The following is a 12409-nucleotide window of genomic DNA, read 5'->3' as shown; positions in this document are numbered from 1 at the left end:
TGCGCGATCCGATAACGTTCGGATCATAGGAGCCCACGCATGCAACATATCGGCAAAGACGTTACGCTAAACGATCCGGCATTTATTCACGAAACCGCGCTTTTGTACGGAAAGGTGACCATCGGCAACGGGGCGTCCATTTGGCCATACGTGGTCACGCGCGCGGAAATGCACGAGATCATCATCGGCGCGCGCACCAACATTCAAGATCATGCGATGATCCATGTCGGATATTCCACACCCACGATTGTTGGCGAAGATTGCTCGATCACCCACCGCGCCGTGTTGCACGGCTGCGAGATCGGGGATCGCGTGCTGATTGGCATTGGTGCCACGGTGATGGATGGCGCAAAAATCGGCAGCAACTCGATTGTCGCGGGGCATTCGATCGTCACCGAAGGCACCGAGTTTCCGGAAAATTCAATCATCGCCGGAAGCCCCGCACGGCTTGTAAAAACTGTCGACAGTTCTGCGGCGAATTTGATGAACGCACAGTTTTATCACCAGAATGCGCTCAATTATGCCAATGGCATTGAAAGGCTTGCAACGTAGGTGCTGAGCCCCTTTGCTGCCAGCGATACACTGGCATTTCAATATTTGTAAATGGAAGCCCATTTGAAACAAGAGATTATCTTTACTCGATTACCCGAGATCAAACCAAACGAAATTATTGCTCATATGTCCGATCCTCGTGTTGCAGAGCATATGCCCCTTCTAACGTTTGAGTGGGATGAAGCCGCTGTGGCTAAATTTGTCGCAACCAAAGAAGGGTACTGGAGCCGCGATGGATTAGGGCATTGGGCAATATTGGTGAACAATACATACGTCGGTTGGGGTGGTTTTCAAAAAGAAGGAGACGAGTGGGACTATGGCTTGGTCCTGAAGTCGGACACTTTTGGCGTAGGCGCACAAATATCGAAAAAAGCATTTGAATTTGCCGTTGCTGATAAGCGTATCCCCTTCGTAACTTTTTTGCTTCCCCCATCGCGCAAGAATTTGGGCGCACTCAAGAGGATTGGCGCAAGTTTTGTTGGCGAGATAGAATATGATGGAGCAGAATTCCGAAAGTACCGCTTAGAGACACGATGCTGAGGTCGAGTTATGGCGGTACCGACCCCATAAATTCGCAACATCGGTCTGCATCGTCACACCACAGCCGGCCACAGTCATGTCGGAGTTTCGGTGGACACACATAATCTGGAAGAACACTTGATGAGCGATAACCCCAGTGTGAGCAATGCTAAACCAGCAGCGACCGCGAAAGTCATAGAAAACGCATGGGCAATATCTTTATCTACAGCATCTAAGATATTCTTTGATCCCAGCATTGTAACGAACAAAGACGAGGCAACCGAACTTCCAGTCATCAGGCCAACGTTGCGTGACAGGCCCAGCAATCCCGAAAGGCGACCACTTTGGTCTTTTGTTGCACCTGCCAGGACCGCCGTATTGTTGGCCGCGAGGAACAGTTGAAAGCTCGGCGTTAAGACGATCAAAGCGATAATATAGCCAACAACGCCGAGCCACAGTGGCAAGAAAGCCAGACACAGCAGGGCAAGCACCATCTGTACCAAACTGAACATCATCGCATGTGACGCGCCAATCCGGTCAGTAATGCGTCCAGCTGGAATGCCAGACAGTGCTGCGATTGCCGGTCCGACAGCCAGAACCAACCCGATATGTGTCTCACTTAACTCCAATGAGAATGCCAGAAAGAATGGGCCAATGACCAGGGTGGACATCATTATGGCGCTGATGGAAAAATTCATCGCGACTCCCAAACCCACGCTTTTATCTCGTAAAAATGTGATTGGGACCAATGGATGAGACGTGCGACTCTCAGCAATAAAAAAAATAGAAAACGCGAACAGAGATCCCGCCAATAATATATAGGGCGATAAGCCATTGTCCGTGTGCTGGCCATTCGTTGCGAATGCGTACGCTGCCAGAGCAATGATCAGAGTAACGCTTCCCGGCAGATCCAGTTCCTGTAATGTTGCTTTGCGCTGAACAGATGTTGGTGTGATGGCTGCAAGCGTCAGAAGCAAGGTGACACATGCAAAAATGGCAAGCAGCCAAAACGCCATCCGCCAATCCCCGAACGTCAGGATCAGCCCACCAATCGACGGGCCAAGTGCAGTTCCGGCGGCAGAGGTCGTGCCCAACACCCCCATAGCTGCCCCGAGCCGTTCAGCGGGCACTAAATTGCGTGTGATGGACATCGGCAGTGCAACCAAAATAGCGCCGCCAATACCTTGAAGTCCGCGCCCGACAATCAAAACCGTCAGGTTCGGGGCGCAAGCGCAAAGAATTGAGGCGCTGGCAAAGAGAGTAAGACCCGAGATCATTACGTATCGATGCCCAAAGAGATCTCCGAGCCGCCCTGCCGAGACAACGGCAATGGTCACCGCCATGAGATACGTGAAAACCACCCATTGCACCTCTGGCACGGTCGCTGAGAAGCTTTGGGTGAGCGTTGGGAGCAAGACAGATGTGATGCTGATACTCATTGATGCGGTCAACATCGCAGCAGCCAAAGTGATGGAAATGAGCCTAGGGTAACGGCAATGATGAATACCGTTTTGTCGTGATCGTCCCAGCTTTCGCAGGCATCGAAATACGGCCCGATATTGGTCTGATTGATCCCCCATGCTTTGGCCAGATCACAGTCGATATGATCGCCATCAATGAACTGAAGTTCATATTCTTCGACGGGATCGCCGTAATCATCTTTATTGTTCGCGGCTTTGGCTGCATATTCTTCAAGGCTCTCAAAGTAGAAACCATTGGCGGAAATATCGTATGGTTGTGCATGTAGTTGCGGCATTGTCTTACTCCTCTTCTTTGTTCTGACGGGTTGCGCCTGCAACCGTCTGGCTTCCGCCGAGGAGCGGGTGTTCAAGGATCAAAGGTGCGCAGCAGGATCGCAGTCACGCGGAGCTGCAACATCGTGAAGCGAGCATGGCGAGACCCCACCCTTTGATCCGCTTGAGGGCGACAGCCCTAGCCGTCATGGGGGCATTGGGGGAGAAGACAATCTCCCCCGATTGGCGATCAATCACCAAAGGATTGTGCATGGTTCGGTGCAGGTGGAGAGGCAACTCTCCAAGCCCTGCGAGCGGGTTTCAAGGGGATGCGGCAGTCCCTTTGGTCGGGTTCAGCGTCGATCACGCTGGCGGCATTCAATCGGCGGACGGTTGACCTATGGGGTGTTGGGGAGAGATGGAATCTCCCTAACGAGTAATCAAACAACGATATGTTTGCATGGCTGGGATGGGTTCAATACCGATTTCAGCCATCAGCTTTGGGGGATACAACGGGGGAGCGCAGCAGCCCCCTTGTCAAGTGAGGTGGTACTACCACCTCCATCTTGCGGTAACTCTTAACCGGCCCCTTTGGGATCATTGACCTCATTTGCAGGGTGGCAGATCGGGTGCATCTCTGCGACAAATCCGGCATGTCTGATGTGAAGCAACAATTGAAACGCGCCCTTGATACGGCGCTGGCGCAATACACTGAAACGATGGGAGAGGCATTCCCCATCGCGCCCATTCTTGATGTCGTTGATGATCCTGAGTTCTGGGCCATGGCGGAAATGGACGGCGACATATTCCGCATTCGGGTGAGCACGGGAACGGCTGACGGCACGGCGAAACTCTGGACTTCCGCATTTAATGATGAAGGCTTCGTTGCAAGTTTTGGGCAAGCCATTGGCACGGACGCTAGAGCCATGACACACATCGGCCTCGTCTGGCTCATGCTGCATGAACTGCATCATTTCCAGATGGGGCACTTCGACAATCAGCACGAGCCAAACCTGTCCATGACAGGCTCCAACAAAGAGCATGGGTTGGTCAAACGGACAGCGGAGCATTCCGAAACCCATCCCTCAGCGAGTGCAGCGTCTGGCTTGATATTTGAAATGCAGGCCGATCACGATGCCACGGAAATGCTGCTCGACGCATACTCCCCAGATGAATGGCTTTCCCTGCGCGCACGCATCGCCGCCATCTCAGCCATGATGATGTTGATTGAGCGCGCCGACAGTTCAAATTACCCCCATGGTGCAACACATCCCAAAGCCGCAACCCGCATGTTCCAGTTACTGGGCCACGTCATAGATATGCCGACGCTGTCAGCTCACCCCAATTTACAAGACGCCACAAATGGCGAGGGGTACTCTGCCGAAGCAGTGTCTGAGGAAGAAACGACACGCTTCGTCACACAAGTCGCAGTGCCTGCGTTCTTTGATGCGGTTTCGCTTGCAAGAGTTGTGTCCGCTCAATCCATCATTGATGATTTGGGCGATGCAGGAGAGTTCTTCAGCGACATTCAAACCACAAAGCTAGACGTCAACCCTGATAACTTGAACACCATCGGTGCCCGAGAGTTGATTACACTAAAGCACAAAATGCATTCGCAACCTGACAAATCGTCAAGGTGGGCTTCCAAATTCTTTTCACCTATCGATACGTGATCGCCGCCTACAATCATCCCGTGTAATGCAGCGAAATCATCCAAAGCGCGATCAGCTTTTCCATAGGAGTTTAAGCGGCTAAAGCTCTCGATCACTCACCCTTAAATTGAACCTGACGGATATCAATGATTTTGGTTAACATCTCGAAAAGCCATATAAGGTTTCAATTTTGAAAAAACGAATTCTGCCGTTACAAAATTCACCTACTTCTTTGGGATGCTCGCGCTTTCTGAGCGTGGCAGTGGGGCCCACCTGATACAGGTAAAACGGCACAGGTCGCAATGTCTGATCTGAGGTTGAGATTTGTGGAAGGGTGGTTTTATCGGTGTTTCAAGTTAACGGTTGGCCTTATAGAATAACATACCAAAACACCGAACGATTAGGTTTAAGATTCTGTAACATCTTAGTCTTTCAATATTCCTACGCAAATTTCACAAAACGAAAAAGACCGTTTCAGATATGTACCAACATAGGGCTACAGCGTGTTTTTAATCCGAAAGCTAACGAATTGACAAAAATTCACGCAACGCTGAAGCAGATGTCAATCCTCTTAATTGCCATTTCTACATCCGCTTTTCTCTTTGTCTCTTGGAACAAGAGCAAACCTGACCATTATCTATCAACGCTAGATGCTCAATTTCCTATTGGGGAAGATACTCAGGCCATCGTGGGAGAGCTGGAAAAACTCGGATTCGATTATACGCTATACGAATATAGCTACGACCGATTTCGAGTGATCTCAGGAACCCCTGCTATTTCTCCGCTTCCGACATTTCCCGGTGCGCCTATCGAGTTATTGGACAACTGCGATGAATCTTACTGCTCTCTCCTCAGATCAAGTCGGCTAGAATATGTTTACGTTTTTGGCTTTTTGAGATTTCATCATACTTACCGATATCTCTGGATATTCCGCGGAGATCAACTTTTGGGGACGTCTCAAAACAACGGCTACTGGGGTTTCATATTATAATGGATAGGATTTTAAAATGACTGGATAGGGCATTCGAGTAGAAGAGGACGAAGTAGAAGCTGGTGGTATTAGATCAGGCTTCACACACACTCCTATTGCAATATATGACCCGAGCGGCGCACGGGGCGCTTCTGTCGAGCTTACAGCCGATTTTGAATCAATTTTTGGCTCTTTCGATGTTACTTTTGGATCAGCGGCAGATCGCGTAGTAAATGACAATCCACAGTCATTTGCTACGGATTTGAGCCAAGCACAAGCCCAACAACTACTGGACGAAGCATTCTCAGCTGCAATCGACTCTTGGACCAGAGGAGGGGAATACGAACTTCCGCCAAGCATTGGAGCTGGACTAGGAGTCGGTGTCCTTATGCAGGGCAGCGCCATGATGCCGAACAGCGTTTTCTCTGGTGTTCTGGATGATATGCGAGGTGTTAACGATCTATTCATACACAACAGCAACGCATTCGCTCGGCTTATGCATGACCAAATTATCGCCAGCGCGGACGCATACGGGTACGGCCAGATCAATCCAATAGTTGACGATATTTTTGAACTACCTGCTCCCGGATGGGAATACACTGAAAGATTCGGATACCACCCGAATGTGCCAAGTGTCAGCGTTCACTGCTTCAAATCCGATACGCCGATACAGATGTGGCCTCTTGATCCATCGATCAAACCACGCGCTGACGGCACATACGACGAGCGGCTTGTGCTCTCGAAGGTCTGGGAGAAACCAATTTCCGAGATAAAGGTTGGTGACCTGGTTGTCGCTTATGACGACAAAGGCAGGCTCGCGCCTAAGCCTGTAACGCGCACAATGACTAATATGGCGACGCATGTGTTGGATTTCTGGAACACGGGTGTCACCCCGGGTCATGCGTATTACTGTGCTGATGGCAAATTCAAAGGCCATCATGTTCCGATCATGGATATTTTGCGCACCGATGGGACGATGCTGCGCGCGGCCACTTGTTGTGAGGTTGGCTCAATGGGCGACATGGTGATCCACGCCTCCGCCACCCAGCAAAGGTCAGATGGGACTTGGACGGACCCTAAGCCGGGTAAAATACGTTTTGGAACGCAGATCATTCGGTCCGACGGGCAATATATATCTTTGATGGAGCTGGCCGCGACCGAAGGTTGGCGGGTTTCCGACGATGGCTATATGGTCGGAATGATGAAGGGCGAAGACGGAACGCTTCGGGAGCAAACATTCTTGTTTCCCTATGTCTATGGCAAAGATCTACCCAAGCCGGAAGATTACATTCTTGAGCGTTCAGATGTGACGCTGGAGGCTATTTTCGCTTACTGAGAATGGGAGCAGATTGGTATGCGAGCGTCATATGCATATTGTTAAAGTTGTAATTTGACATTTGCGTACAATTCGTGAACAGAGTCTACAAGAGTTTTAACCGCGTTCCGGTGGGTAAAAATATATATGAGGTAAGCATGGATCGGCTAAAGCGTAGCTTTTTTTATTTAAGAAATAGATTTGAACGTAAACCTGTCAGTACCTTTTTATTGATACCAACCATGTACTTAGGTGGATTTCTAATTATTGTGGGCGCATTCCAAATTTGGCCAAATCACGGTGTTATCGTTGCAAATACCGGAGCTATATTCTTGCTCTCGCTGGCCGGGTGGAGCGGATATTCAATTTCTAGCGGTTACAAACGTTTAAAACAAAATAAAAAAGATAGGTGATTCATGACAGGATCTATGGGTGGTTCACAAGGAACCGGAGATAACATTAGATTTGGGAATAACCATGTTGGTATATCTATCACAAGTGGAATTACAACACTGGGTGGCAACTCTGACTATAGCAACACTACACTAACTACCGGATTCGACGTAGACAATTTCAGCATTAGAGGTGGGAACCCACTAGGCGTAGGCGTAGGTGCTGAAGTCGGATATACACCTGATACAGGAGTGTTTGAGGGAAGTATTTCTGTGGCAGCCGGTGTCAAGATCGATGTCGAGGTCAGTTATGAACCGGGTGTTGGCGTTAATTTAGAAAGCCTATCTATAGGATTAGGCTACATTAGAGGAGCCCATTATGAAACCCCTTGGGGCGCTTTTGGGCTTAGTGCAGAAGGTTCGGTCGGGGTGACTATAGATGATGAAGAAGGAACGCACATAGGATTTACGGGAGATGGGCATTTCAGCCCGGCAACCACCTCGACAAACGTTGAGGGACATGCTGGTTTTGCTTTTGACTTAACCCCTACAGGCATTCGGTCAATTGATGTGTTAACGGTTGAACAACTACGTGCCCTAAACACCATAGATGCAGAAACATCTACGATATTTGATTGGGAAGAAGCAGTCGAGCGCCGGAGGCAGCAGGTCGAAGAGGATCTCGTCAATGACCCTCGTGGACAAGATCAATGGGGTAACCCGACAACCAATGGCGCTTCGCCCAGTGGCAACACTGGAGGTGACAACGATCCGTGGGATAATGACTCATCTAGTGGGTCGTCAAGCGGGGGGGGGATCTATTGGTGGCTCACCGGTTGGCGGATCAAATGTAGGGGGTGGTGTTGGGTCAAATGGTGGCGGGCAACCAATTTCGACGGGATCCTTTCCATCACCCGGAAATTGGGGCGGAGGTGCGGGAACGGGCACTCCAAACCCAAGCCTTCCGGCAAATCCAAATTATACTGGCATCCAACCATTGGTTTTTGATCTTGATGGTGATGGTGTTGAGATCAATTACGGCGCGGACGTGTTTTTTGATTGGGACGAAGATGGGTATCTTGAGCAGACAACTTGGGCGGCTGCGGATGACGGCTTTCTTGTGCTTGATTTGAACTCTGACGGCACTCGTGGCGACGGGGATGGCGTTATTGACCAAACACGTGAAGTTGCGTTTTCGATGTGGGGGAACGAAGGGGATTCTGACCTTCAGGGGTTGGGGCGTGCGTTTGACAGCAATGGCGATGGCGTTCTGAACGATCAGGATGATGTTTGGGATGAGCTGCGGATTTGGCAAGACCTTGATCAAGACGGCGAAACCGATGATGGGGAGCTGCGGACATTGTCGCATTGGGGGATCACCTCAATCAACCTCACCTATGACGACGGCGGGACATTTGGCGACGATACCGATGATGTGACGGTGTTTGGCAATACGTTGTTTGGGTTGGCAAGCTTTGTGATGGATGGCGAAACCGTTACCGGCGGTGTTGGCGATATGGCTCTGTCCTATTCGGCCTTAGGCTGGCGGCGTGTTGAAACCGATTACGGCTATGCCATTGAATTCGAAAGCGGGCAAACCCTGCGTTATGGCGACACCTCTTATTTTACATCCGGGCATCTGAATCTCGCCACCAATTCGTTGGACGGAGCGGTTGGAGATTGGCGCGACAATGATATTGACGCGAGCGCTGCAACAAATTCTGTACAAATTTCCGGGGCCGACGGAAACGATACCATCCGAGGTGGCGCATCTGACGATACACTTTCGGGCGATCTTGGGGCTGATGTTATCGACGGCGGCGCAGGCAATGATCTGATTTTCTTTGATGCCGATGATACTTCGGTGCTTGGTGGATCTGGCGTTGATATGGCGATTGTATCCTCAGATGACGCAGTATCGCTAAATTTGACCGCAACAGGATTTGAAGCGGCCCAAGGCGGCGGTGGCAATGATAGCTTTACCGCTGCGAGTAGCACAGAGGCGGTTTCGATTTACGGTGGTGCAGGCAACGACCAAATCACTGGCGGTGACGCCAATGATGTTCTGTCCGGCGATGCGGGTGCCGATACCTTAACGGGCGGGCGCGGCGACGATAGCCTGCTTGGCGGGTCTGACAACGACCTGTTGACTGGCGGAACTGGCAGCGACTTTATCTCTGGCGGGACTGGCGATGACGCGCTGAATGGCAATGCCCAAGGCGATTATTTGCTGGGTGATGCGGGCAATGACACGCTGTCAGGTGGTAGCGGTGATGATGTGCTCGACGGTGGTGATGGCGACGATACGCTCAGTGGTGGCGATGACGACGACAATCTAACCGGTGGTGACGGCAATGATACGCTGAATGGCGGATCTGGCGATGATGAACTCCGGGGTGGCGATGGCAATGACATCTTTTACGATGGGGCCAGCGATGATGAGCTTTATGGCGGCGATGGCGACGACGCGTTTTATATCTCAGGCGATGATGGCTATGAGATCGTCCAAGGCGGATTGGGCGATGACACCGTTTATCTGAGCGGAACAGCAGCCGATTGGGATATTCGGAGTGGTGTTACGACCACTTGGGAACAAACTGGGTCTCGAACTAATGATGACGGTGAACATATAACGGTATATGGCAATGTCACTAGAGGTATAGGCCAATACATTGCTTCCAACGGCGATCAATATCTCGACCTTCTGCATGTTGAAAACATTGTGTTCACTGGCGATTCCTCTACGCAATCCCTTGCTGGGATCAGCGCAACAGAAGACAGCACAGATACGTTTATCAGAACGCTGGCTTCAACCACTGTGACGAACCAATGGAGCTTCACAACATGGGATGGCGGAATCGGTGATGACATCTTTGTTGGATCTTATCAATATTCGCATGAAACTGGTTCCGGCGATCAGGTGACGCGCGTTGCTTATTATGCCCAGGGCGCAGAAACCTTCTTTGGCGGAAGTGGTAATGACCAAATTAACGGCCAAGCTGGGGATGACACACTCAACGGTGGTACGGGCGACGACAATATCAATGGTGGCACGGGCAATGACAGCATCACCGGAAGCAGCGGCTCTGACACGTTAGATGGCGGCGAAGGTAATGATGTTATCACAGCAGGCACTGGCGGAGATTACATCGCTGGACGCGAAGGTAATGATAATCTTTCAGGCGAAGATGGCGAAGACCTTCTTTATGGAGGGGAAGGTTCTGACACGCTAAACGGTGGGTCTGGACGCGACTATCTTGATGGTGGCGATGGGGTTGATACACTTATCGGTGGCGACGGCAATGACATCCTCAACGGTGGAGATGGCAACGACAACCTGTCCGGTGGCTACGGCAATGATAGTCTGTTTGGCGGCGCGGGTGCGGATACGCTGACAGCCAGCCACGGTGATGATGAACTCTATGGTGGGGATGACAACGATCACCTTACTGGGGGTGCTGGCGCAGACCGTTTGTTTGGCGGTGACGGCAATGATAACCTGATTGCAGGCACTGGTAATGACGCTTTACAGGGCGGCGAAGGTGATGACACGCTTGATGCCGGTGATGGCAACGATCTGCTTATTGGCGGCGCTGGGGCAGATGTACTTTCAGGCGGTGACGGCATTGATAGCGCGGTTTTCACAGCGTCAAGTGCTGCGATCACGGTGAACCTTGCAACCAACACCCTATCCGGTGGTGACGCCGAAGGGGATACCATCAGCAGTATTGAAAACATCAATGCGACCAGTTTAGCGGATACGATTGTTGGCAATTCCGCCAATAACGTTTTGCTTGGCGGCGAAGGCACTGACACAATCAGCGGTGGCGCGGGCAATGATGTTTTGATCGGCGATAGCGGCGTTGACAACACCGGCACGCTATTCTTTGAATATCTTGACGGCGCCGCTGATGCGTCTGGCACTGATATGCTCACCCCCGGTACAATCTCTGGCGGCACGGCCGAAGGCTACGGTTATACTGGCGCCGGAAACCTCAGTGGCATCGACGGCTACTTTGGCGGTGATGGGGAACGCTACGCTGTACGCATGATCGGCACCGTTGTTGTTACAGAGGCAGGCACCTACAGCTTTGACACAGGGCTTGCGTCTGGGGCCGCTATTTACATTGGCGGCAACTATATTGGCACCGCAGGCACAGAGGTCAGTGGATCACAAACTGGGAGCGTAACCCTAGCTGTTGGCACCCATACCATTGAGATTTTGGTGACACCAACCGACGCAAACTTTGGCGTTGCAGGAACAGAGGCCGCAGGGTTCCACGCTTTTTATCCAACCGTCACCGCGCCCGGAACCGAGAGCGAAGCTCTAGGTCTCTTTGAAAGTGGTCTTTTGGGTAATCCTGATAACGTGGCTGAGGTCGCAGGTCATGCAGCGGATCTGTTGTCTGGCGGCGCGGGTAATGATCGTCTTGTGGGCGGCATTGGCAATGACACTCTGAACGGTGGCGATAGCGACGATTACCTGCTCGGCGGTGTTGGTAATGACAGTCTCTCCGGCGGCGATGGTGATGACTTCTTGTTTTACACCGAAGGCCAAGACACGCTGAACGGTGGCGTGGGATCAGACACAGCGGACTTTACCGGATATGAACACGCGATTTGGGCTGCATTAGACTTCTACAATGGCATGGAAGTTTGGACGGGCTACGATACCAACGTCGACGACAGCAGCACCCTGACTGAACTCGCTGATCTGGTTGATATCGACAACCTTGTTGGGTCTGAGTTTGACGATTACCTTCGCGGCAACGCGTGGGGCAATGTTCTATCAGGCTCTGGTGGTGACGATACGCTGATTGGCGGGGCTGGTGCTGATACGCTGAACGGCGGTGACGGCGATGATGTCCTGAACACCGGAGCTGGCGACAGCAGTAATGCCAATCTTTGGAGCAATCTCAACGGCGGCGATGGCAATGACACTTACATCGTCAATTCCAACAGCGGCCTTCTTTGGACGGGCACTGAAGAGGAAAGCTTGCTGACCGGCACCAATGACCGGATCGTTTTTGAAGACCTCAACTTCAGCGACGTCACCTTCACGACCCACGACTACGCAAACCGCTGGGGCGTCGCATTGCAAATCAACTGGGACGGTGGACGCTACGAAATCGCGCAAATGGGACAATACATCGAAGAGTTCGAGTTTGCTGATGGAACTGTATTGAACAGTATTCAAATGGCGGGCTCGGCGGGTGGACAGCTAACTGGTAGCGCAGGCTCTGATTATCTTCTGGGAGGCGCAGGAAACGACAGCT

At 51.4% G+C, this 12409-nt stretch carries 7 protein-coding genes and 1 pseudogene; 6 read left to right on the top strand and 2 right to left on the bottom strand.

The genetic code is table 11. The features are described 5' to 3' along the window. The first annotated feature begins 39 nt into the window (after nucleotides 1–39). Both G9C99_RS00225 and G9C99_RS00220 read left to right on the top strand, forming a co-directional pair. Nucleotides 40–552 (top strand): gamma carbonic anhydrase family protein, encoded by a 513-nt coding sequence (locus G9C99_RS00225; protein WP_166415456.1) that lies wholly within the window; start codon nucleotides 40–42, stop codon nucleotides 550–552. 63 nt (nucleotides 553–615) lie between these two features. Further along, nucleotides 616–1092 (top strand): GNAT family N-acetyltransferase, encoded by a 477-nt coding sequence (locus tag G9C99_RS00220; RefSeq protein WP_231703931.1) that lies wholly within the window; start codon nucleotides 616–618, stop codon nucleotides 1090–1092. Nucleotides 1093–1166: 74 nt separating this feature from the next. Here G9C99_RS00220 and G9C99_RS00215 read toward each other — a convergent pair whose 3' ends face one another. Both G9C99_RS00215 and G9C99_RS00210 read right to left on the bottom strand, forming a co-directional pair. Continuing rightward, nucleotides 1167–2510 carry an MFS transporter gene (locus G9C99_RS00215; RefSeq protein WP_231703930.1) on the bottom strand — a complete coding sequence of 448 codons (1344 nt, stop codon included), beginning with the start codon at nucleotides 2508–2510 and terminating at the stop codon, nucleotides 1167–1169. A gap of 8 nt (nucleotides 2511–2518) precedes the next feature. Next, on the bottom strand, nucleotides 2519–2827 hold the full coding sequence (locus G9C99_RS00210) for a hypothetical protein (RefSeq protein ID WP_205859800.1): 309 nt from the start codon (nucleotides 2825–2827) through the stop codon (nucleotides 2519–2521). 630 nt (nucleotides 2828–3457) lie between these two features. On the opposite strand from G9C99_RS00210, the gene G9C99_RS00205 reads away from it, so the two are divergent. The 4 genes and pseudogenes from G9C99_RS00205 to G9C99_RS00190 all read left to right on the top strand — a co-directional run. Next, nucleotides 3458–4477: a hypothetical protein gene (locus G9C99_RS00205; protein WP_166415454.1), complete on the top strand. Its 1020-nt coding sequence runs from the start codon at nucleotides 3458–3460 to the stop codon at nucleotides 4475–4477. 1352 nt (nucleotides 4478–5829) lie between these two features. Further along, nucleotides 5830–6762 (top strand): hypothetical protein, encoded by a 933-nt coding sequence (locus G9C99_RS00200; protein ID WP_166415453.1) that lies wholly within the window; start codon nucleotides 5830–5832, stop codon nucleotides 6760–6762. A 137-nt stretch (nucleotides 6763–6899) separates the two neighbouring features. Further along, nucleotides 6900–7154 carry a hypothetical protein gene (locus G9C99_RS00195; RefSeq protein ID WP_166415452.1) on the top strand — a complete coding sequence of 85 codons (255 nt, stop codon included), beginning with the start codon at nucleotides 6900–6902 and terminating at the stop codon, nucleotides 7152–7154. Nucleotides 7155–7821: 667 nt separating this feature from the next. Next, nucleotides 7822–12409, top strand: a pseudogene (locus G9C99_RS00190) (calcium-binding protein); the annotation flags it as partial.

Source organism: Cochlodiniinecator piscidefendens (assembly GCF_011326755.1).
Classification (GTDB): domain Bacteria; phylum Pseudomonadota; class Alphaproteobacteria; order Rhodobacterales; family Rhodobacteraceae; genus Cochlodiniinecator; species Cochlodiniinecator piscidefendens.
The sequence above is the reverse complement of the archived record's forward strand: the minus strand, read 5'-3'. Positions and strand labels throughout refer to the sequence as shown.

Bases quoted from the DNA above. Each gene is read 5' to 3' on its own strand.
- G9C99_RS00200 (WP_166415453.1), top strand. From the start codon at position 5,830: ATGATGCCGAACAGCGTTTTCTCTGGTGTTCTGGATGATATGCGAGGT.
- G9C99_RS00215 (WP_231703930.1), bottom strand. From the start codon at position 2,510: ATGAGTATCAGCATCACATCTGTCTTGCTCCCAACGCTCACCCAAAGC.
- G9C99_RS00205 (WP_166415454.1), top strand. From the start codon at position 3,458: ATGTCTGATGTGAAGCAACAATTGAAACGCGCCCTTGATACGGCGCTG.
- G9C99_RS00195 (WP_166415452.1), top strand. From the start codon at position 6,900: ATGGATCGGCTAAAGCGTAGCTTTTTTTATTTAAGAAATAGATTTGAA.
- G9C99_RS00210 (WP_205859800.1), bottom strand. From the start codon at position 2,827: ATGCCGCAACTACATGCACAACCATACGATATTTCCGCCAATGGTTTC.
- G9C99_RS00225 (WP_166415456.1), top strand. From the start codon at position 40: ATGCAACATATCGGCAAAGACGTTACGCTAAACGATCCGGCATTTATT.